The organism is Fibrobacter sp. (assembly GCF_045112255.1).
Taxonomy (GTDB): Bacteria; Fibrobacterota; Fibrobacteria; order Fibrobacterales; family Fibrobacteraceae; genus Fibrobacter.
Map to the genome: position 1 here is coordinate 21,578 of NZ_JBGUHR010000043.1, position 21,835 is coordinate 43,412.

Sequence of the window (21,835 nt, forward strand, 5' to 3'; positions counted from 1 at the left end):
ATGGAATATGTATAAAGGATTTTGGAACGGCTTTGCAGGTGCATTGTCGATTGCCATGGCGACTGTCTTTATGGCGGCTTGTTCCGATGATGTTGCGGGCGGCGCATCGGGTGATGCGGGCGTTTACGCCATCAAGAACTTGGATGTGGCAGGCGTGTCGCAGAAGGGGCCGTTCGTAAAAGGTTCTGCGGTGACCGTGCTTGGAATCGATTGCAAGTCGATGAAGCTTTCGGACGAACATTTTGAAGGCGATGTCAAGAGTGACAAGGGCGACTTTACTGTGGAAGATGTTTCGCTCAAGTCGTCGTGCGCTGTGTTTGAGGCGACGGGAAAGTACCGCAGCGAAATGACCGGCAAGATGTCGTCGGGTGAAATTACGCTCCATGCGCTGACCGATTTGAAGGACCGTAAGAGCGTGAACGTCAATGTGATTACCGAGCTGGAATATGAGCGCGTGATTTATCTCGTGACTGAAAAGAAAATGAATTTCGCAGATGCAAAAAAACAGGCCGAAAAGGAAGTGCTTGCTGCTTTCGGTATCGCGGGCAACTTTGATAGTTTCGAAGATTTGAACATTTTCGGAAAGGGTGACGGGAACGCGGCTCTGCTTGCTGTGAGTGTGCTGTTGCAGGCGGAAACGGATGTGGCCGGAATCGAGAAACGCCTTGAAAAATTTACAGATTCGTTTGCAGAAACTGGCAAGTGGAATGATTCTTCTGCAAAGGCTGCAATTGAAAAGTGGCGAGTTGCCGCTATGGCTGACGGTACTCTTGATTCGATTCGCAAGAATGTCGAAAGTTGGGGTTATGCCGATGAAGTGCCTGATTTCGAGAAATATATCGAAACTTTCGGTGATTCTGTCACACTGGGCAGTGAATACGACGCAACTGCAAATACGCTGAAGGACTTGCGCGACGGCCAGACTTACAGGACCGTGAAAATCGGTGATCAGGTGTGGATGGCGGAAAACCTGAACTACGAAACAGCGTCCAGTTCTTGCTACAATGATAGTGCAGAGTATTGCGAAAAGTATGGCCGGTTGTACACCTGGGCCACGGCGGTGGGCAAGTCGGAGGATGAATGCGGGCTAGGAAAGGAATGTAATCTGCCATCTGGGAATATTCGTGGTGTTTGCCCCGATGGATGGTATTTGCCCAGTGAAGATGATTTTGTGGCTTTAATCAAGGCTGTAGGTGGCGAAGAAGGTGCTGGCTCTAAACTGAAGTCTGCCAGCGGCTGGAATGACGATGATGGTGAAAGCGGCAACGGCACTGACGCATTCGGGTTCTCGGCGTTGGCTGCTGGCTTCAGCAACACGGGTTACTACGGCGTGGACTACACTACGAGTTTCTGGGGTTCTACGGAGTGCGGTACCGAGGGCGTTCCGGAGACCGGTAACGGCTGCGCGTATGCGATGTACTTGGATTATGACGACGTCTACGTAGGCTTCAGGAGTTATGCCGCTAAGGACTTTGGGTACTCTGTCCGCTGCGTCAAACGTGATGACGGAACAGTTCCGGCATCCAGCGGTTCTGTTAAGGTAGATGCCGGCAGTGAATACGATGCTTCAGCAAATACGCTGAAGGATTTGCGCGATGGCCAGACTTACAGAACCGTTAAAATCGGCGGTCAGGTATGGATGGCGGAGAATTTGAATTACGAAGTGGAGAATAGCGTCTGTTACAAAAATTCCGCAGATAGCTGTGCCAAGTATGGTCGCTTATACACTTGGGCTGCGGCTATGGATTCCATAAAGACAGGCTGTGGTTATGGAGTGACTTGCTCGCAGACTTTGCCTGCCCAGGGTGTTTGCCCGAGCGGCTGGCACCTGCCCAGTAATACTGAATGGAGTGCGCTGATCATGGAAGCGGGTGGTCCAATTGTTGCAGGTGTGCATCTTAAGGCTCGGACGGATTGGTACAGAACGGGAAGAGGCACGGATGCCTTTGGTTTTACTGCGCTCCCTGCGGGGCGATGGAACGACGATTATGGTTTCATTGGTAATGTTACTGATTTTTGGAGTTCTGCCGAGCGCGATAGTATTGATGTGTACGCAATGGGCATGAACTACGACAGTAAGGGAGCGAGTATAGGCTTAAGTGATAAGAGCTACAGTATGCGTTCGGTTCGTTGTCTACTGAATAATGGTTCCGTAGGAAGTAGTTCCAGTAGCTCTGAGACTTCTAGCAGCAGTGTTAAGATTGCGACGGCCTGTAAAAGGGGAAATTCGGATTATTGCGAATATGAAACCTTGATTGATGAACGCGACGGTCAAACGTACAAGACGTTGAAAATCGGCGCCCAGACGTGGATGGTTGAAAACTTGAATTATGCATCCTTGCAACCTACGGATAGTTTGGATTCGACCAGTTTCTGTTACGAGAATGATCCCGATAATTGTGAAGAGGATGGTCGTCTGTATCTATGGAGCGCGGTCATGGATAGTGCTGCGACATGGAGCGATAATGGTAAAGGCTGCGGTTACGGTGTTGTTTGTTCTCCGACATTCCCTGTACGTGGAGTTTGCCCGGCTGGCTGGCATGTGCCGACTCGTGATGAAGTGATAGAATTATTAGATGCTGTTGGTGGAGTAGATGTCGCGGGAGATATGCTCATATCTGAATATTCAGGTTGTATAGATGAAGTGGATCTTTATGGTTTTTCGTTCCGCCCTACAGGTCGCAAGAGAAGTAGCGGGTACTATGACGATGATGGTGAGTATGGGTATATGTGGACTACAACGGATGACTATTGGAATTCAGACGAGTTTTTCCTCAAAAATAACGAACCGTTCGAACTTGTTGCGGCATTCTCCATGTCGAAAGCGGGAGGCAATCTTGGTATACACGGAGGATACAAAAATATGGGTTTCCCCGTCCGTTGCGTCAAGGACTGAGTTTAGGGAAAGGAAGAGTAGCTTATGTTCACGGGAAAAAATTCAATTTTTAAGTGGTGTAATTTCTTTGGGTTGCTTGCTGTGAGCGCCATGTTCTGGGCGTGTTCCGATAACGTTGCTGGTGGCGCTTCGGGTGATGCAGGCGTCGTTGCGATCAAGGATCGTGACATCGCGGGCGTGACGCAGAAGGGACCGTTTGTCACGGGTTCTGCGGTGACCGTGCAGGAATTGGACGGCATCACGCTCAAGCAAACCGGCAAGAGTTTCAAGGGAACTATCAAGAGCGACAAGGGCGACTTCGCCATCAAGGATATCAATTTGCAATCGCAGTACGCGATTCTTGAAGCTAACGGTTATTATCGCGATGAAATCTCTGGCAAGAAGTCTTCGGGAACGGTGACGCTTCGTGCACTTACAGATTTGAGCGACCGCAAAACGGTGAATATCAACTTGCTCACGCATTTGGAATACGAACGTGTGAAGTATTTGGTGACCGAGAAGAAAAAATCGATTGCAGATGCGAAGGCTCAGGCGGACGAAGAAATCCTTGCGGCGTTCGGCATTGAGGGCAATTTTGGGAATCCCGAAGACCTGAACATCTTCGAGTCGGGCGATGGCAACGCGGCGCTCCTTGCCGTGAGCGTGTTGATGCAAAGTGATGTCGATGTGGCTGGGCTTACCGAACGCATGGGCGAATTCAGCATTGCACTTGCGGAAGGTGGCAGCTGGGATGATGTCGATACCAAAACCGCAATTGCGGATTGGGCTTGCGATGTAGATCTCAAGGGAACTCTTGCGAATGTGCGCAAAAATGTTGAGAGCTGGAAATATGCGGATTCCGTGCCGTCATTCGAAAAGTACGTGACGAACTTCTGGTGGGATAATTACGGTCTCGGTGTTTGCAACGCAAAACGTGAAAACGAAACCAAGCGTAATGTGAACAAGCTGAGCAAACTGTACAACGAATACTTCGTGTGCGAAAAAGGACGGTGGGTTATACCGGGGGAGGAACCTCAGTCCAGCTCTTCGTCTTGGAGTGGAGGGACCAGCAGTTTTGGCGAAAGGTCGTCGAGTTCTATTTATGATCCGTTTGTCAGCTCATCTTCGAGTGAACCTGAAGATACGATTCCGCCTCTTCCTGTGGAACTAGACTTCTTCGATTCGACATATTCGTTCGACGGCTACAGAAGCTTTGGTGAAGGCAAGCAGGAAGTGTGGTTCCTCATCTCCCCGGGACGACTGGTTAACGACCGTGAAAGACGAGATTCCATCGCAAGTGCGTTGGTAAATCTGATGGGGACGCGTGGATTCGCTTTTGAAGGCACCATAAATAATGATTCCTTGGATAACGTGAGGTGCGATACGCTGTCGTATGTCTATTCGTTGAAAAAAGAAAACGTTGTCTACAAGATTTCCATTACGAAAGAATTGGGGTTGGGCATTATGTATGGCTCCAGCTATTTCTTCAAGGTGAAGGTCGTGGTGCTGAAAGATGGCTTCGAGGAAATGCCGACGACCGATTATAGCTCGTTGCGCTTCTTTAGGGATTTCCCGGAAGAGCTTGCTTTTATGGAAGATTACTCCTCGACGAAGGTTCGGGCGGATTATGATGATGATTCTCTTATGATTAGCTGGCAGTTCCGCCGGAATGTCGATTCGACAAGCTCGCAGATGTACCAATTCCTTCCAGATCTGTCAAAAGAAAAAAAAGCTGAGGAGGCGCTGAAGCCGCTTCTGGAAGTCTTGCCCGATAATGGCTTTACATTTGTGAAGTCGGATTCGTTGGGTCGGAATTCTAATATGAGTGATTCGGTTGTCGTCCGCTATTTTTACGAAATGGAAACGCCTGCCGCGAGGTTTATGCTTCGCGCCGAAGTAGGAACTGTCGGTTATCCGTATTTTGGAGTGACGTATACGTTTAAGTATGGCTATACCGTAGATGTCTATGTTTACTATAAGCAGAAGCCGGAACGCAAAGGAAGATCTGAATAAAGTCGCGTTGAAAGGAAAAGTGAAGAAGACCTCGCTAGGAAACTAGCGAGGCCTTTGAGCTTAAAGTGTTTCCATCCAGCGGGACATAAATACATTATAGACGCTGTAAGTTTTCCCGTTTAAATCGCTTTGTTCTAGCAGTAGCTCTTTTTCGACAAGCGTTGAAAGAATCTTTTTAGCGGTGGCGCTACTTCCTATGCCGTATTTCATCAAGAATGCGCTTGCTGTTGGTTGCTTTACAGAACCTTCCTTGGCGACGGCTATAAGGTATTTCCATTGCTTGTCGGTAATCAGGTTGCGACGTTCAATGAAGTTTGGAATTTCAAATCGTAAAATGCTGGATATAGTTCTTTTGACATCTTCTAATGTGATATTTTTTGAAGACTCTGCAAATACTCTGTTGCATACAAATTGTGTGTAATAGGTGTGGCGCTTTGTCCATTCTAAAATAAAATCAACGGCGTCTTCGTTAATGATTTTTCCGGCTTTTTGAAATAGATCCGTGATAAATTCCTTGTATTTTTCTGAATTGATACGGTCGATATAGATTGTTCTGGAACTTTCGTAAAAGGGCTTCTTTGCGTTGGTGAACATGTCTGACATCAAATGCTTTTTGCTGCCGCAGAAAATAAATTTCACATGATGCATTTGCTGAATGTATGTTCGCAGTAAAGCCTCGATGTTGTTTTCTTTAAATTCCCTAATTTGTTGGAATTCGTCAATGGCGAGGATGATTTGCTTTTCTTGTTTTTCAAGAAAGTCGAAAATGGATTTTAAAGTCAGTTTTTTTTGTTCGTCTAGTTGGAAGGTAAATGTGACTTGAGGACTGCCTGATATGGAATCATAACTAAGAAGCGGTCGAACGTTCTTAAGCGCGATGAAGAATTTTTTTATCAGGGATTCGTTCGCGATGGAACTAACGATGGCTTCGGACAAAATTTTGATAAAGTCATCTAGGCTCTGTGCCGAAAAAATGTCGGCGTAAATGCATGTGTAATGCTTTTCCTTGAGGTCCTCGAATGTCCTGAAAATGAGACCCGTCTTGCCGTAACGTCGAGGAGAAATTAATGTGACGTTCGAACCGTTGGTTAAAAAGGAAACGATATCCTTTAGTTCTTGCTCTCGATCGCAAAAATGCTCTTTTTTTGTGTAAGGCTCTAGAGAGAACGGATTTTCCATGATAACCTCAATTAACTTTTAGTAACTTACTTATGGTAATATACCAAAAGTTAATTGGAACGTCAATAGGTCTTTCTTTTGTATTCCTGGAACACAGGTTTTGTATTCTAAGTTGCTAAAATTTGCGAGAATTTTGCAAAAATGGTAAAATTTGATTAAAAACGCCATTTTTGTATTCCAAAAATGGCGGAAATGACTATATTTGTGCACATGAAGGAGATTGTAGAATACACAGATTACCGCAAGTTCATCCAAGACTACTACGATGAACGCAAACGCAACTCGGCTTTTACGTGGCGCGAGTTTGCCCGCGATGCGGGTTTTTCGTCGGCGGTGTATTTGAAGTACGTTTGCGAGGGCAAAAAGAATCTGAGTGTTGGGGCGGCGGGTTCCGTTGCTGCGGCGATGGGGCTTGCCGGGTTCGAGCAGACGTACTTTGTATTGATGGTTTCGTATGCGCATGCGAAAGATGACAAGGCGAGACGTGCCGCGTTCGAGGAGCGTTGTGCACTCGCGCATGCCCACAAGGTGCGTGTACTCGGGAACGAGGAATTTGATTATTTCAAGTCCTGGAAGAATCCGGTGCTGCGCGAGATTGCCCCGCACATGCCGGGTGCAAAGCCTCTTGAAATGGCTCGTAAGTGCAAGCCGCAGGTTTCTGCGGCGGAGGTTTCCGAGACGCTTGATTTCTTGGTGCGCGCAAAGCTCTTGAAGAAGGACAAGAGCGGAAACTACGAACAGACGGACAAGTCGTTATCGATGGGGTCGGTCGATGTAGCGCCTGTAGCGGCCCGCGATATGCAGCGTCAGATGGGGGAATTTGCGGTGAAGGCTTTGGACTTGCCGCTTTCGGAACGTGACATGTCGGGGCTTACCATGGGGCTTACGCGCCGTGCTTACGAAAAGATCAGGAAGGAAATTGCGGATTTTCGCCGCCGCATTGTGGCGATTGCGAGTGAAGACGATGAGACGGATCAGGTGTACCGCCTGAATTTGCAGTTGTTCCCGCTGAGTGAACGTCTCGGCGATGATTCGGCAAGCTTGGTTCCGGGTGAAGGTGTTGGGAAAAGAAAGGTTTAAAAAGGAGAAAGTAAAGTGAATAAACTCATAAGTAAATCAATTGCTTTTTTGATGACAATTGTTTCGGCAGGGCTTCTTAGCGCTTGCCTGGATGATAAAGTTGCGGGCGGTGTCACGGAAGATGCTGGCCTTGCCATCAAGGATTTGGATGTGGCAGGCTTGGCGCAAAAGGGGCCGTTTGTCAAGGGTTCTGCGGTGACGGTGCAGGGCGTTGACTGCAAGACGATGAAGTTCACGGAAGAGAAATTCTCGGGGAAGGTCAAGAGCAATAAGGGCGACTTTGACGTTGATGACGTGAATCTCTCGGCATCTTGCGCTTTGTTCGAAGTGTCCGGCTACTACCTCAATGAAATTACCGGCGAGAAGTCTTCGGATAAGTTGACGCTCCATGCGATTACGGATTTGAAGGACCGCAAGAACGTGAACATCAACGTGCTCACGGAACTGGAATACGAGCGCGTGATGAAGCTTGTTTCCAAAGAAAAGATGTCCTTTGACGATGCGAAAATGCAGGCCGAGAAGGAAATTCTGGCATCGCTCGGTGTGATGGACCGTTTTGAATCGTTTGAGGGCATGAGCATCTATGAAAAGGGCGACGGAAACGCAACGCTCCTTGCGACAACGGTGCTGCTGCAATCGGATTTGGATGCTGAAAAGCTCACAGACCGTATGGATGACATCGCTTCGTCTATTGAAAAGACTGGTGAATGGAACGACGAAAAGGTGAAAAAGGAAATGGCGGATTGGGCTGATTCTGCAAAGTCCGATGGCAAATACGAAACGATCCGGAAAAACCTTGAAAAATGGAGCGGCTCCGATGAAATTCCTGAATTTGAAAAGGTCGTAGAAATGTACAGGACCGATTCTACAATGAAGGATTCCCGCGATGGCAAGGTTTATAGAATCGTGAAAATTGGTAACCAGGTTTGGATGGCGGAAAACCTGAACTTCGAAATGGACAGCAGTTACTGCTATAATGATTCCGCTAAATATTGTACAAAGTATGGTCGCCTTTACTCATGGGCTGCTGCGAATAGTGCGTGCCCTGACGGCTGGCACCTGCCGACAATAGAAGAATTTGAAACGTTGTTTGCTGCGGTCGGCGAGGAATCTATAGCGGGCAAGAAACTGAAGTCTGCTAGTGGTTGGAGAAATGATGGCGACGGCACGGATGATTTTGGCTTCGCTGCGTTGCCCGCCGGCATCAGATACGGCAAAAAAGTCTACTACAACTACGAGGGCGATCATGCGAATTTCTGGAGTTCTGTAAAGAACGGTAACGATAGCGCGAAATACGTGAACATGTTCTACGATTACGATAATGCGCGTCAGCTCGTCCACGAAAAGAATGATGGAATGTCGGTTCGTTGCTTGAAGGGGGAATCGACGGCCAGAGTGGAAGCTGAAGTTCCTTCCGGATGGAGCTGGGACGTGCCCAAGGGATTGCGCTTTAATCCGAATGTCAAATACGACACGATGATTGACCCGCGCGACAAGCAAGTGTATAAAATCGTGAAGATTGAAGTGAAGGAACAAAAATATTCACAGGTGTGGATGGCAGAAAACCTGAACTACGCCGATAGCGTCAAGACGCCGAGCTTGAAGGGTAGAAACTGGTGCTATAATGGTGAAGAAAAAAATTGCAAGGTCGGTGGCCGTTATTACAGCTGGTCTGCCGCAATTGACTCTGTCGCTTTGGCAAATGATCCGAAGGCGCCGCTGAATTGCGGTTATGGCAAGACTTGTGGACTCAATCGTGGTGTGCAGGGAATTTGCCCTGACGGCTGGCATTTGCCGACAATCTATGAATGGGGTCTGTTGAGTGTGGCTTTGGGGAATGCTATTGTGTCTGGCAGTCATCTCAAGGCTTTGACGGGATGGGACTATGCTGGGACTGATGATAATAATGGTACGGATGATTACGGTTTTGCAGCACTCCCGACTGGAAGAAGACTCTCTGCAACTAGTTGGGGCAAGGTTGGCACGGATGTTTATTATTGGAGTTCCGACGAACTGGACGCTTATGAAGGTCAGTATTCGAATATAAACAACATTTATACAAAGTTCTATATATATCATGGTGAAAAGACTTATGGACAAAGCGTCCGTTGCATTAAGGGGGATGCTTCGACTGCCGCGATAAAATCTTCTTCAAGTTCAAGTGTCGTTGAAGCGAAGTCTAGTAGTTCTGGAGTCTCTACAGGCTGGAGCTGGGACGTGCCCAAGGAATTGCGCCTGAATCCGAATATCAAGTACGATTCCATTGTGGATTCTCGTGACAAGCAAGTGTACAAGGTCGTGAAAATTGACGTGGCGGCTCATGATTATTCGGAAGTGTGGATGGCGGAAAACCTGAACTACGCCGATAGCGTGAAGACGCCGAGCTTGAAGGGTCGAAACTGGTGCTATAATGGTGAAGAGAAAAATTGCAATGTCGGTGGCCGCTATTACACTTGGGCGGCGGCGATTGACTCGGTTGCGCTGGCCTCCGATACTCTGGACCCGTTGAATTGCGGTTCTGGCAGAACTTGCGGGCTTGATCGCCAGATACAGGGAATTTGCCCTGACGGATGGCATCTGCCGTCGATTGATGAATGGGGCAAGCTGAGTGTCGCATTGGGGAACGCGGGCGTGTCGGGCGATTCGCTCAAGGCGCTGACCGGATGGAATTATGCCGGAACTGCTAACAACAATGGTCAAGATGCCTATGGATTCTCGGCGCTCCCGACTGGAAGAAGAATCTCTGCTACTAGCTGGGAAAAGGTGGGTTCAGACGTTTATTATTGGGGCTCAACCGAATATAGCGAGAGTTATGCCCGGTATTCGAATATAAACAACATTTACACCAAGTTCTATTTGTATCAAAATTCCAAAAATTACGGACAAAGCGTCCGCTGCGTGAAGAATAAAAAATAAGCCCTTGCTTTGAACTCCTTATTTAGGAGTTGGAAGGTGTCTAGGAGTAGGTCCCGCTATGAAAAATAGCGGGATCTTTTTACTTACGAGTCGTTTATGACTCACAAAATGTGTAGGCGGAAATCCTGCGTACGGTTGATCGCGGAATGAAAAAAGACCTTGCTTTCGCAAGGTCTTTTTCGGGTGGATGACCGGACTCGAACCGGCAACATCCAGAATCACAATCTGGGACTCTAACCAATTGAGCTACATCCACCATGTAGCGAGACCAAATATAAAAAAGCCATCCCAAATTTCAAGGGATGGCAACAACTTTTTTCCAAAAAATTTGTTTTTAGTGCGCTGCGACTACTTTTTCTGCATGATTCGGAGGAAATTTGCACGCTTGAAGTCGTTTCTGTGTTCCATGCAGAAGCGCGGGTAGACGTACTGCTTCGGGAACATGCGGATCGTGAATGTGTTGTTGCAGCCTTCGAGGCAGCACTTGAATTCCAGGTCCATGGCTTCCGTGTAGTTGTGGCGGAAGATGATGTTTTTGGACTCGATGTTCTCGATATCCTTCTTTTGCTTTTGGCGCTGCTTGATGTCGCGGTGCAGTTCGCAGTACTTCGCGATCGGGTGACCCCAGAATTCGCGGCCGCAGCCGGGTTCCTGGCAGACTTTGAGCTTGATGCGTTTCTTCTTTTTGTACTTAGGTAATTGCATAGAGACCTCAATTAGTAGTAAAGATAGTAAAAAATGGTGTTTTTGTAAAAATTTTCGCTTTTGTGAGGGGTGTTTAGGGTCAAATTCGCGAAAAAAAGCGTGTTATATAAACGGAACAATTAAAAAAGGAGTCTTATGAAGCTTTTTTGGATTCTGGTTGTCGCGGCGGTGATGAGCGGCTGCATGTACGTGAGCGGGTCGGCCGAGGGAGAAACGTCGATGCATGCGACGGCGATAGACGTGGGGCAGGGGCTTGCGGTGCTTCTCGAATATGATGGGCGCTATGCGATGTACGATTTCGGGCCCGATTCGGTCGGCGTGGTGGATTCGCTTTTGGCGCGCGGGATCGATACGCTAGAGTGGGTGGTGCTGAGCCATAACCATCGGGACCATATTGGTGGCTTTCTGGAGCTTGCGGGGCGGGGTGTTTTTGTGCGGCAGCTGTACGTGGGGCCGGATACGGCGGGTGCGTTCTTTCGCGATAGTGTGTTGCGGGTGGCGAGAGCGCTTGGAACGCCGGTGGATACGCTATTGCGAGGCGGGAACGTAAGTTTTGGGGGTGGGGTTAATGGCTCTGCTGACGGGGAATGCCCGCGCTTTGAAGTGCTGTGGCCGGCGAGCTATTTGCGCGTGGGCGAGAATCGTGCGAGTGTGGTTTTGCTCGGGAAGTTTGGAGCGAGCAAGCTGCTTTTGACGGGCGACCTGGATTCCGTGGGCGAGCGCCATTTGCTCGAGATGAACCCGACGCTTTCGGCGGAACTTTTGCAGGTGGCGCATCATGGTTCGGCCGGGAGCAATACGCTAGGCTTCTTGTCGCAGGTGTCGCCCAAGTACGCGTTCGTGAGTGTGGGACAGGGGAATCGCTACGGGCATCCCGCGCCATCTGTTGTGCGCAAATTGAACTTGGTGCTTGGCGATTCTACGAAACTTTACCGCACCGATTTGCAAGGCTCCATCCGCTTTGAACTCTCGCCCAGCATGGGCATTTTGCACTAGAAATGACGGGAGTCCGTCATCCTGAAGGGACATGTCATTCCGCACCCCGATGCGGAATCACCATCTCGTCATCCTGAAGGAACATGTCATTTCGCAGTCGTCATCCTGAAGGAACGAAGTGACTGAAGGATCCAGTTATTTTTTATATTGCAATTTGTTTCGCATTTTGGGTATTCGCGAGGTTTTCGAGGGTTATGGTTCACAAGATTCACATCCCGGTGATGGGTATTTGCTATACGGCGGACACGCCGATTCGTGTAGCGCATTTGGGAATCACGTCGGTAATTTCGCTTGTGGACGATGGACTCCTTGAAGAATACCGCATGGCTTACGCGGAGCGCTTGGGCCTTGATTTGGGTTCTCCGCAGACAACCCGCATTGGCCGCATCCGTTCGTATCTGGATTTTGTGGCGGACGAAGTAGAGCGCAAGTTTACGCGTCTTTGTGCTTGCCGCTTTGATGGCGGTAGCGACAAGGACCTTTATTTTCTGATGCTCCCGCTGGATTCTAGGCTCCGCGTAGAATACGATGGCATTTTTGCAAAGACGGGGCTTGCCCGTATTGCAGCCGAGGCTGCACTTACCGAAAAGATGGAACCAGGCGAAATTCAGGCGAACATCATGGTCGGACTCAATCACGAAGAGGCTGCTTTCGATGCTGTTCGCGGCTTTGCCGCTTCGAAAGTATCGGGCGCGCTTGTGCTCAGTGCGGGCGTGAATTTGTCCGTCTTCGAAGAAATTGCAAAGTGCAAGGACTTTTACAGGACGGGTGCAAGATCTCCGAAAAAGAAGATTATCCTGAAAGTCTCGGATTACCGCTCGGCGCTCATTCAGGGCCGCTATTTGGCAAAGAAGGGTTTGGAGGTTTACGAATACCGCATCGAATCTGGTGTGAACTGCGGCGGTCATGCGTTCTTTGAATCCAAGAAGTTGCTGCTTGATGTTGTCCGAGAATTTGTTGAAAAACGCAAAGAACTTTTTGAGACCACGCGCTCGATGATAGCGAAGTTTGCAGCATCTTGTATCGCAGGGAACAATGCTGCAAATGCATCTGCATCGATTGCTGCGAGCAGTTCTGTTTCGAGTGCCGCGACTGCTCCGGTGCAAGGAATTCTCCCGCCGCCGTCGCCTGCGCGGATTACCGCGCAGGGCGGGCTTTGCGCCCCCGAAGACATTGCTCAAGTCTTGTCGCTCGGGGTTGATGGCGTGGGAGTGGGTACTCCGTTTTTGCTTGTGCCGCAGGCGACCAGCGTCGATAAGGAAACGCGACGATTGCTTGTGGGCGCAAAGCCCGAAGATGTTTGCATCAGTCATGCATCGCCTCTCGGCATCCCGTTTGTAAATCTGCAAACATCGACGGCGGCAAGAATCTGTGAGCAGAAAATTCAGGAATATTTCGCTCCAGAATCCGAAAAGTCTGGAAGTCCAGAATTGAAACCCGGATTCCCGTGCCGTCAGCATTACCTTTGCCAAAATATCCCCGGCTTTGACCATCCCGTTTGCATGGCATCCCGTGAGTACGTGATGCATCGCCTGGCCGAAATCGACAAGCTTGAACAAGAAGAACTTCAATCGCTCTGTCATCCTCCGAAAGAGAATATTTCTAAAGACGAAAATTATGGCTTTGGTCATTCTCCGAAGGAGAATTCATACAGTTCATATTGCGCTAGTGCCAAGCATGCAGGCGTTCAAGAGGCTATAGCTTCAATTCACAAAAAATACGACAAGCTTCGCCGCGTCACGCTTTCGCGAGAATGCATCTGCCGATTCCTCGGGAATGCCGGCCGTGAAGAAATCCGCGAGAAAAGCCCGTCGCTCCATTACCAGCCGGAATGTGTCGCCGTCGCTCGCGGCTCGCAGCAAGCTCGCGTTCGCGAACCGGTTACCATTTGCCCGAATCCTGACATCGGCTATTTTGACCGCGAATACACGCTTCTGGAAATGATGCAGCACCTTTATGGCACTGGCCGGCGCCTTACGCCTAAAGACAAACCAAGCGCCTTCGAGGTCGAAGAAAAAATTTTGAAATCGGTGACTTAATTAAAAAAGCCCTGGATCCTTCACTTCATGCCTTACGGCATTCCGCTCAGGATGACGCAATCGAGGATGACACGGGGCATTTCCAATTACATTTCCTTCCTACTTCTTACTGTCTACTTCCGACTAAGTTCTAATCCGCAAATCCAATTCTTGCCTGGAAATGGCATTGGGTCATGTCGTCGGCGTTCATCCCGAAAATGTACGCGTGATGGTTCGTGTTCTTGAACCGCACAATGTTTACCTTGCCGCCAAGCGGAATCTGTGAAATGTAGTTTATCTGTATCGAACGGACCCTGCGGCTCTTGAGTTCCTGCGGATCGAGCGAATTTGTCACCCAGTCCACATAGCGGCAGTGGTTTACGTGCTTGTTCATGTCCAAGTCACTGTACTTTGCGATTTCAGTCGCCACGATTTGCGGGTCCACCTGCGGGTCCAAAATATCCATCATCTCGGGGAGCGCGTTCTTGCCCGGAATGAGCGGAATCGGGTACGGTGCGTTGGCCGGGTTTTCGGCCTTGCCGGTCTTCATGTTCACCAGGAGCCACGATGAGGTTGCCTGCGCGATGGAATGCCCCTGCGCATCGAGGATGGAATAATCCTTAAGACAGACTTTGTCCTTAATAATGTCCTTTGCCCATGTCGAGATGGAAAGCTTTTCGCCCCAGACCGGGTGGTGGTGCATTCGGATTTTCAGTCGCGTGATGACCGTGGTGTAGCCAGCCCTCATCATCTTCCAGATGCCAAAACCGTTCTGTTCGGCATCGGCGATGGCGGTTTCTTCCATGAACAAGAAGAGGTTTGAAAGTTTGAGTCGGCTGTGGTGGTCGCAATCCGAGAATCGCACTTCAAAATTTTTGGTAGTGACTTCCGGTTCCATGTTGTTCCTCACGTGGTTGTGTCCTTTTCGAGCCGCTTTGAACATTCCCGAAAAAAACTGTATGTGATAATAATGTATAATTTTTATCGTATGAACGAGTTCCAATTTCGCCCTAGTTTTATTCAGCTTCCTGCTTACCATTCTTTTGAGGGGTCTCTTTGCCTGCCTGGGTCAAAGAGCATCACGAATCGTGTTTTTTTGATTTCTGCGCTTGCCGAAGGTACGACGCACCTTAAGAATTTGCTTAAAAGTGATGATACCCGCTATATGGGTGAGGCTTTGCAGCGTCTAGGCGTGAAAATTGATTTTAAGGATGATTACAAGGATGCCGTTGTCGTAGGGCATGGTGGCCCGTTTGACGGCCCAAGCCCGTCTATTGAGCTTTTCCTCGGGAACGCGGGTACTGCAATGCGCTCCTTGACGGCGGCACTCTCGCTTGGCTGGGGCAAGTTTATCTTGCGTGGCGAAGAACGCATGAGCGAACGCCCGATCCGCGACTTGGTCGATGCACTCCGTACGCTGGATGCCGATATCAAGTATCTGGAATCCGAAGGCTACCCGCCGGTCCGCATCAAGGCCGATGGCCTCAAGGGCGGCGATGTGAGTGTTCGCGGGAATATTTCGAGCCAGTACCTCACGGCGCTCCTGATTTGCGCCCCGTACTGCAAGTCTCCGCTCCATATCCATGTGGAAGGCGAACTGATTTCTGCGCCGTACATCGAACTCACGCTCGACGTGATGAAGCGATTCGGTGTTGACGTGCACCATGACGGTCTTACGGATTTCTACGTACCGCAGGGCTGCTACAAGTCCCCCGGTGAATTCTTTGTCGAAGGCGATGCCAGTTCTGCAAGCTATCCGCTTGCCGCTGCCGCGATTGCCAAGGGCAAGGTGCGTGTGCTCGGTGTCGGTAAAGAGAGCCATCAGGGCGATGTCGGCTTTGCGAAGGTCCTCGAGAAGATGGGCGCAAAGATTGAAATCGGTCCGGACTGGATTGAATGCGATGGCCGCGGTTGCGAACTGAAGGGCCTCGACATGAACCTGAACGACATCCCGGATGCGGCCATGACGGTTTCTGTGCTTGCGCTTTTTGCAAAGGGTACGACCACGATTCGTGGCATTGGCAGCTGGCGCGTGAAGGAAACGGACCGCATTGCGGCTATCTCTGCGGAACTGCAGAAGGTGGGCGCCCGCGTGATCGCCGACATGGATACGATTACGATCGAGCCGCCAGAACAGTTGCAGTCGGCGACGATCGAGACTTACAATGACCACCGCATGGCGATGTGCTTCAGTCTCGTTTCGCTCGGTGGAGTGCCCATGAAGATTCTTGACCCTGCTTGCGTGAACAAGACTTATCCCCATTTCTTTGAAGATTTCGGAAGGCTCGCTCAATGATAAATCTAGCCCAAAAGATAGTTGTCACAGGTTTTGCACGGCTTGCTTTATGCATCTGCCTTGTGCTTGGCGCCTTTGCTACTGAAGCCGCTGCTTCTGACACGCTGTCGATTTGGGTTATGGATAACGGCCTTGGATCGAAGAACGCGATGATTCGTCTTGTGAAAAAGTTTTATCGCGAGACGGGGATTCCCGTAAAGCTGACGTCCTTGACCTGGGGCGAGGCTTTTAACAGGATCGCGCAGACTTTTGCGGATTCGAATGAGGTAGCCCCGGATGTCATTCAGCTGGGTTCAACGTGGGTCCCGCATTTTGCTGCGGCTGGGCATATTCGTCCGGTCGATTACTTGATGCCGCAAATTGATTCGGCGAGATTCTTGGGCGAGGGCCTTCGCAGTGCGCATATTTCGGGCCGCCCTGAGATGTATGCCGTGCCGTGGTTTATCGATGTCCGCGGATTCTTTGTAAACGAGCGCCTTTGGCGGGAACTGGGCTTTGAAGATGCCGATATGGACTCGTACTCGCAGTTCTTGGGAGTGCTGAAAACAATCGCAAGTTCCGATTTGAAAAATGAATCTGGAGTCAAGGTGACTCCGTTTGCGCTCCCGGGCAAGGATGACTGGGCGGGGCAGCAGTGCATGGCGCCTTTTGTCTGGAGTCACGGTGGCGATTTTGTGGTGCCGTCGGGCAAGGGATACCGCAGTGCGCTTCTAGACTCGAATACGCTTGTCGGTCTTGCGCTTTATGCAAAAATTATGGGCGATGCGCAAATGGCGCCTCATAGCTTGTTCGAAAACTCTTCGGATAATGCCGATGGCTTTGTGCGCTCGGAACGCGTGATCCACTATGGAACGTCGGAACTGATCAAGCAGCTGGAATATTCGGAAGAGGCCGGTGGCCTTGCCAATTCTGCAATCGCGAAAGACGGCATTAAGGTCCTGGAACTCCCTTCTGGACCGCATGGCAAATTCTCGTTCATGGGCGGGAGCCATCTGGCTCTTGGCAACAAGAAGGATTCTTCCAAGTATGCCCTTGCCGAGCAGTTGCTTGCCTACATGCTCCGTGCCGACAACATCGATGCGTTCTCGCGTCAAGTCGGATTCTTGCCTGCGGATAGGAGTATTCTCCACATCTGGAACCGCGACTCGCGCTATTCCAAGATTGTTGCGGGCCTGGAACATAGCCGCAGCTTCCCGAATATCCCGGAATGGGGCGAGGTCGAAAAGATCCTGATTGACTTGTCGAATGGCATGGGAACTTTGTTTGTGAATACAAAGAACAAGAAACGCCGCAGTGCAATACTTGCCAAGATAGTTTGCGACGCTAATGCCAAAATCAACAAGGTGCTGGATTTCCCGGATACTTTGGATAGCTCGGAACGGATGCATTGGGCACAGCAGTTCTTCTTGTATGATTATAAGGAAATTTATCCGAAAAACTCCGCAAATATTATTGGACGTTACGAACTGCCTTCTGTTGACGAATTTAAGTACAAGCTGGTTTCTTCGAAGTACTTGCTCGCTGTTCTGGGCGCAGGCGTTTTGGTGCTTTGCGTGATTGTTGTGTGCTATAGAAGAAGGAAAAAGTAGTTCTCGCTTATGAATAAGTTGTTTAAAGCCGTATTGTTGCCGTTTCTTGCAGCACCTCTTTTTGCGCACGTGAACGTTGCTTCGTATAAAAGCTATGTCGATTCGCTTTTGCCGGGGACGACTTTTGGAATGTCTGTCCGTTCTGTTAAAATGGGCAAAGAAATAGGGAATGTGAATGGTGATGAAATGTTCACTCCGGCAAGTACGCTCAAGACTTTGACGACTGCAGCCGCTATCCATTTTTTGCCGCTGGACTATGAACCCAAAACAGAAGTTACTGTTCTTGGTGATATTGAAAAGAATACGCTTACGGGTTCCCTTAAAATTCGTGGCGAAGGCGATCCGAACTTTTCGGCGAGATATTACGACGATCCGTTTTACATGCTGAATGCGATGGTGGATTCCGTACGTGCGATGGGGATCGATACCATTGTCGGCCGTATTGATCTGGACACGAGCTATTATACGGGACCGTGGAAAGCCGAAAACTGGCGCCGGAATTTTTATGATTCCTGGTATGGTGCCGAAATCGGCCCGCTTGGATTCAACGATAACTGTGTGACGATTCGTTTTTGGCCGGGGTATTTTCGCGGTGATACGGCCGTCGTGTCGATACAGCCCGATGTCGGATACGTTAAAGTTATCAATAACTTGAAGACGGTAAAGGGGCATAAGAAAAAGTGGGTCTATGGAATTGACCCTGTAAAGTCCGTGATTACCCTTGGCGGAACGATTGGCGAAGATGTCGATTCTGCAAGCATGGTGCTTCCGATCCGCAATCCGATTGGATACTTTAGGGCCGCTTTCATGTATGCGCTCAAGAATCGCGGGATCGTATTTAAAGAAAGCAATTCTGTCGGATCAGAAACGGAACTCGGGAAGTTCTCGTTCTCGGCGGCGCCGCTCTTGAGCTTTCTCGATGAGATCAATCAGCGTAGCCAGAATTTCCATGCCGAAACGCTTTTGAGAAATCTTGGTGCGCAGATTTCGGGTGAAGGCAGTGTCGAAGGAGGCCGTAAGGCCGAACGCAAGTTCCTTTTGGAGATGAACCTCAATCCGACAGATTTTGATGTCTGGGATGGCAGCGGCCTTTCTCCCGAGAACAAGGTGAAACCCTCCACGGTTACGAAAATGCTTGCGAAGATGGCGCGCCATCCAAATGGCGAATATTACATCAATAGTTTTGCAAGTCCTGGCGTTGGCTCTGGTGCGAAGCGCATGATGAATTTGGAAGCCCCGTGGCTTACTCGGTTCAAGACGGGCTACATTGCAGAAGTCCATGCGCTGGTGGGCTATATCTATACGATGGATGGCGACACGCTGACGGCGGCGATGTACTTGAACGGCACAAATACCAATCCGGATTGCAAGAGCAAGGATGTCCTCGATACGCTTTGGATGCGCCTTATTGGCTACACGAACAACAATTACAACTCTCTTTTAAAGATGAAGACGCTGTGGCTTGATGCTCAGGGCGTTTCCGGCCTCAACAAGCGTCTGGACCACTTCTCGAAAATGCTCTTGGGAACGCCATATAAGCTTGGCCCGATGGGCGAGGGCCATTTGGACCCGGTTGAAGATAAACCGTTAGTTTATCTGGACTCCGTGGATTGCGTGACGTACCTGGAGCAAGTTGTCGCACTTGCGATGTCGAAAAGTGAAAAGTCTCTGTACAGGCAGTTGCAGCGGCTTCGCTACAAGGGCGGCAAGGTAAGCTACCTTACGCGAAAGCATTACCTGCTTGACGATTGGGTCGGCGAAGGCAAGTATGCGAAAGTCATCCCGATGGAAGGCGAAGTTTCTGTTACCCGCACGATGCCCAAGAAAGAGTTCTTCAAGAGTCACAATGTCAAATACACGGGCAAGGAAACGCCGGTCAAGGTCCGCTATGTGCCGCTGGAAAAGGCTGTTGAAATGGCGAATAAGACGTACAAGGGCGCGATGAAGGTTCTTGGCATGGGAATTGTCGGATCGTCAGAAAATATTGACCTCACGCACACGGGATTTGTAATTTATTATCCGGGACAAAAGCCGGTGCTGCGCCACGCTTCATCGCAAAAGAAACAGGTTGTGGAAGTCCCGCTTGCAGAATACTTGCAGACCCGCAAAGTGCCAGGCGTTACCTTCTTCAAGTTTATACAGCACTAGTTATTGGTCATTAGTCATTGGTCAATAGCTGATTGCGCTTTGTCATCCCGGACTGAGCTTGCCCCGGACAAGTTCCGGGGTTCCGGGAGGGCTTCGCCTTATACAGTATTAAAGCAGCGAATCTAGCGCGACGATGGCGACAAGGCTGTGCTCGGTCTCGCTGGATTCAAAAATCGTCCAGGCGTCGGGTGCCCACCCGTAGGCGTTTGTCGTGAGTTCGTTCCCCATTGCGATTTCGGCGGCTTCGACCTCTTCCCATTTGATTTTCCCGGCGGGAGCCTTGTAATAGCGCAACATGCCAATCGCGTCCATCATTTCGGGGTAGTTGTCCACAAGCTCGTAGACGCAGTCCTTGTAACTCTTGCCGCTTACGCGCACGACTTCAAAAGTCCTGTTGTCCTGAAGGAACTTGGAAAGGTCATCTCGATGCATTTCGATTTTGGCGCCATCGCCGAAAAATGTTGAAAGTTCGCGGAAAACGTCCGAATCCTCTTCGAGAAGCGGTGCAAGTTTTTTGATGAGCGTTCTAATTTCTGGCATATGTAAAAAGTAGTAAGACTCTAAGCGTCGGCCAAGGTTCTGCGACACTCGTTTTGCACACTTTTTTTGCGTTTTTATAGCGAAGCTCTTTTTCCCTAAAAAACATACTTACTATCTTTATGGCGAAAAAGGGCTCCAGGGAGGTACCTTGGGGCAACCGTTTCGATTGTCAAAGAATTAAAACGAAGGAATTATGGCAAATCGTGTTGTTATCGGCTCCCAGTGGGGCGACGAAGGAAAAGCCAAGGTTGTTGATTTCTTAACGCTCGATGCAGATATCATCGTGCGTTTCCAGGGCGGCGCTAACGCCGGCCATACCGTGGAAGTGGGCGACAAGAAGTTCGTCTTCCACTTGATTCCCTCGGGCATTATGCACCCGGACAAGATTTGCGTCATCGGTAACGGCGTCGTGCTCGATCCGATCCAGACTCTGAACGAAATTGCAGACCTCCACACGAAGGGCATCAACCCGGAAGGTCGCTTGTTCATCGCTAACAACGCACACGTCGTGCTCCCGTACCACTCCACCTTGGACAAGGCCAAGGAAAAGAAGGCTGGCAAGGCTGCTATCGGTACTACGGGTCGCGGTATCGGTCCGTGCTATAGCGACAAGGTGAACCGCATTGGCGTGCGCGTGGGCGACCTCATGGACGAACGCGAACTCCGTCCGCGTGTCGAAGCCATGGCCAAGGTTCACAACGAAGAATTCAAGGTGATGTACGACGTTCCTGAAATCGATCCGGAAGTGGTCATCAAGGACTACCTCGAACTCGGCCAGAAGATCAAGCCGTTCGTCGCCGACGTGAGCGAAATGCTCTACAAGGCAGTCAAGGAAGGCAAGCGCCTCGTGTTCGAAGGTGCTCAGGGCACTATCCTCGACGTGGACCAGGGTACCTACCCGTTCGTGACCTCCAGCAACACGGTTGCCGGTTACGCAAGCTGCGGTGCAGGCATTGGCCCCACGGCTATCGACCAGGTTGTCGGTGTCGTCAAGGCTTACACGACCCGCGTGGGTAACGGTCCGTTCCCGACCGAACTTTTGGACGAAACGGGCGACACGCTCCGCAAGATCGGTAACGAATATGGTGCAACGACCGGTCGTAACCGCCGCTGCGGTTGGTTCGACGCTCCGGTGGTCCGCAAGGCTGCCATGGTGAACGGTCTTACTCACCTCGCCATCACGAAGCTCGACGTGCTCGATACGTTCGACACGATCAAGATCTGCACTCACTACGAATGCGATGGCGAAAAGATCGAAAACTTCCCGAACCAGCTTTCCAAGGTCGGACGTTGTGTGCCGGTTTACGAAGAAATGCCGGGCTGGAAGTGCGATACCACCAAGTGCCGCAAGCTCGAAGAATTGCCGGCTAACGCTCGCAAGTATCTCGACCGCATGGCCGAACTTGTTGGCGTGAAGATCGGTATGATTTCTATCGGTGCCAAGCGCGACCAGAGTATCATCGTTGATCTCGACTAAATA

14 protein-coding genes and 1 tRNA gene are annotated in these 21,835 nt (G+C 49.9%); 10 read left to right on the forward strand and 5 right to left on the reverse strand.

Annotation, left to right across the window (positions count from 1 at the left end; genetic code table 11):
* Window positions 1–7 precede the first annotated feature (7 nt).
* Together ACJMM9_RS05715 and ACJMM9_RS05720 are read left to right on the forward strand one after the other, a co-directional pair.
* Entirely contained in the window at window positions 8–2,896 is a 2,889-nt protein-coding gene (locus tag ACJMM9_RS05715; RefSeq protein ID WP_405324617.1) for an FISUMP domain-containing protein, read from the forward strand.
* A 24-nt stretch (window positions 2,897–2,920) separates the two neighbouring features.
* Complete coding sequence (locus ACJMM9_RS05720; protein ID WP_405324619.1) at window positions 2,921–4,888, forward strand: hypothetical protein; 1,968 nt, start codon at window positions 2,921–2,923, stop codon at window positions 4,886–4,888.
* Between the two features lie 60 nt (window positions 4,889–4,948).
* On the opposite strand, the gene ACJMM9_RS05725 is transcribed toward ACJMM9_RS05720, so the two are convergent.
* On the reverse strand, window positions 4,949–6,067 hold the full coding sequence (locus ACJMM9_RS05725; protein ID WP_405324621.1) for an ATP-binding protein: 1,119 nt from the start codon (window positions 6,065–6,067) through the stop codon (window positions 4,949–4,951).
* Between the two features lie 192 nt (window positions 6,068–6,259).
* On the opposite strand from ACJMM9_RS05725, the gene ACJMM9_RS05730 reads away from it, so the two are divergent.
* Both ACJMM9_RS05730 and ACJMM9_RS05735 read left to right on the forward strand, forming a co-directional pair.
* On the forward strand, window positions 6,260–7,147 hold the full coding sequence (locus tag ACJMM9_RS05730; protein ID WP_405324623.1) for a TIGR02147 family protein: 888 nt from the start codon (window positions 6,260–6,262) through the stop codon (window positions 7,145–7,147).
* A gap of 15 nt (window positions 7,148–7,162) precedes the next feature.
* Window positions 7,163–10,063, forward strand: a complete 2,901-nt coding sequence (locus tag ACJMM9_RS05735) for a fibrobacter succinogenes major paralogous domain-containing protein (protein WP_405324624.1) — start codon at window positions 7,163–7,165, stop codon at window positions 10,061–10,063.
* Window positions 10,064–10,245: 182 nt separating this feature from the next.
* On the opposite strand, the gene ACJMM9_RS05740 is transcribed toward ACJMM9_RS05735, so the two are convergent.
* Window positions 10,246–10,319: transfer RNA gene (locus tag ACJMM9_RS05740), tRNA-His, on the reverse strand.
* 92 nt (window positions 10,320–10,411) lie between these two features.
* Window positions 10,412–10,768, reverse strand: coding sequence for a hypothetical protein (locus ACJMM9_RS05745; RefSeq protein ID WP_014546294.1), 357 nt, complete (start codon window positions 10,766–10,768; stop codon window positions 10,412–10,414).
* 219 nt (window positions 10,769–10,987) lie between these two features.
* Between ACJMM9_RS05745 and ACJMM9_RS05750 the strand changes: the two genes are divergently transcribed.
* Together ACJMM9_RS05750 and ACJMM9_RS05755 are read left to right on the forward strand one after the other, a co-directional pair.
* Window positions 10,988–11,764 (forward strand): ComEC/Rec2 family competence protein, encoded by a 777-nt coding sequence (locus ACJMM9_RS05750; RefSeq protein ID WP_405324690.1) that lies wholly within the window; start codon window positions 10,988–10,990, stop codon window positions 11,762–11,764.
* A gap of 194 nt (window positions 11,765–11,958) precedes the next feature.
* On the forward strand, window positions 11,959–13,803 hold the full coding sequence (locus tag ACJMM9_RS05755; protein ID WP_405324626.1) for a hypothetical protein: 1,845 nt from the start codon (window positions 11,959–11,961) through the stop codon (window positions 13,801–13,803).
* 130 nt (window positions 13,804–13,933) lie between these two features.
* Here the strand turns inward: ACJMM9_RS05755 and ACJMM9_RS05760 are convergent, their stop codons facing one another.
* A complete protein-coding gene (locus ACJMM9_RS05760) occupies window positions 13,934–14,680 on the reverse strand; it encodes an acyl-[acyl-carrier-protein] thioesterase (protein WP_405324627.1) in 747 nt (248 codons plus the stop codon).
* Between the two features lie 90 nt (window positions 14,681–14,770).
* On the opposite strand from ACJMM9_RS05760, the gene aroA reads away from it, so the two are divergent.
* Genes aroA through dacB form a run of 3 tightly spaced genes read left to right on the forward strand, consistent with a single transcriptional unit; the run spans window position 14,771 to window position 19,815 of the window.
* The gene (aroA, locus tag ACJMM9_RS05765; RefSeq protein WP_405324692.1) at window positions 14,771–16,078 is read left to right on the forward strand and encodes a 3-phosphoshikimate 1-carboxyvinyltransferase; all 1,308 of its coding nucleotides are present in this window, start codon (window positions 14,771–14,773) and stop codon (window positions 16,076–16,078) included.
* On the forward strand, window positions 16,075–17,667 hold the full coding sequence (locus tag ACJMM9_RS05770) for an extracellular solute-binding protein (protein ID WP_405324629.1): 1,593 nt from the start codon (window positions 16,075–16,077) through the stop codon (window positions 17,665–17,667). The genes aroA and ACJMM9_RS05770 overlap by 4 nt, the downstream gene beginning before the upstream one ends.
* A gap of 9 nt (window positions 17,668–17,676) precedes the next feature.
* Complete coding sequence (gene dacB / locus ACJMM9_RS05775) at window positions 17,677–19,815, forward strand: D-alanyl-D-alanine carboxypeptidase/D-alanyl-D-alanine-endopeptidase (protein WP_405324631.1); 2,139 nt, start codon at window positions 17,677–17,679, stop codon at window positions 19,813–19,815.
* Between the two features lie 108 nt (window positions 19,816–19,923).
* On the opposite strand, the gene ACJMM9_RS05780 is transcribed toward dacB, so the two are convergent.
* Window positions 19,924–20,355 (reverse strand): hypothetical protein, encoded by a 432-nt coding sequence (locus ACJMM9_RS05780; protein WP_405324633.1) that lies wholly within the window; start codon window positions 20,353–20,355, stop codon window positions 19,924–19,926.
* 193 nt (window positions 20,356–20,548) lie between these two features.
* Here ACJMM9_RS05780 and ACJMM9_RS05785 point away from each other — a divergent pair, with 193 nt between their 5' ends.
* Window positions 20,549–21,832, forward strand: coding sequence for an adenylosuccinate synthase (locus ACJMM9_RS05785; protein ID WP_405324635.1), 1,284 nt, complete (start codon window positions 20,549–20,551; stop codon window positions 21,830–21,832).
* The last annotated feature ends 3 nt before the right edge of the window (window positions 21,833–21,835 follow it).

Coding starts and splice junctions, on each gene's coding strand:
- ACJMM9_RS05715 (WP_405324617.1), top strand. CDS start 8: ATGTATAAAGGATTTTGGAACGGCTTTGCAGGTGCATTGTCGATTGCC.
- ACJMM9_RS05720 (WP_405324619.1), top strand. CDS start 2,921: ATGTTCACGGGAAAAAATTCAATTTTTAAGTGGTGTAATTTCTTTGGG.
- ACJMM9_RS05725 (WP_405324621.1), bottom strand. CDS start 6,067: ATGGAAAATCCGTTCTCTCTAGAGCCTTACACAAAAAAAGAGCATTTT.
- ACJMM9_RS05730 (WP_405324623.1), top strand. CDS start 6,260: ATGACTATATTTGTGCACATGAAGGAGATTGTAGAATACACAGATTAC.
- ACJMM9_RS05745 (WP_014546294.1), bottom strand. CDS start 10,768: ATGCAATTACCTAAGTACAAAAAGAAGAAACGCATCAAGCTCAAAGTC.
- ACJMM9_RS05750 (WP_405324690.1), top strand. CDS start 10,988: ATGCATGCGACGGCGATAGACGTGGGGCAGGGGCTTGCGGTGCTTCTC.
- ACJMM9_RS05755 (WP_405324626.1), top strand. CDS start 11,959: ATGGTTCACAAGATTCACATCCCGGTGATGGGTATTTGCTATACGGCG.
- ACJMM9_RS05760 (WP_405324627.1), bottom strand. CDS start 14,680: ATGGAACCGGAAGTCACTACCAAAAATTTTGAAGTGCGATTCTCGGAT.
- aroA (WP_405324692.1), top strand. CDS start 14,771: ATGAACGAGTTCCAATTTCGCCCTAGTTTTATTCAGCTTCCTGCTTAC.
- ACJMM9_RS05770 (WP_405324629.1), top strand. CDS start 16,075: ATGATAAATCTAGCCCAAAAGATAGTTGTCACAGGTTTTGCACGGCTT.
- dacB (WP_405324631.1), top strand. CDS start 17,677: ATGAATAAGTTGTTTAAAGCCGTATTGTTGCCGTTTCTTGCAGCACCT.
- ACJMM9_RS05780 (WP_405324633.1), bottom strand. CDS start 20,355: ATGCCAGAAATTAGAACGCTCATCAAAAAACTTGCACCGCTTCTCGAA.
- ACJMM9_RS05785 (WP_405324635.1), top strand. CDS start 20,549: ATGGCAAATCGTGTTGTTATCGGCTCCCAGTGGGGCGACGAAGGAAAA.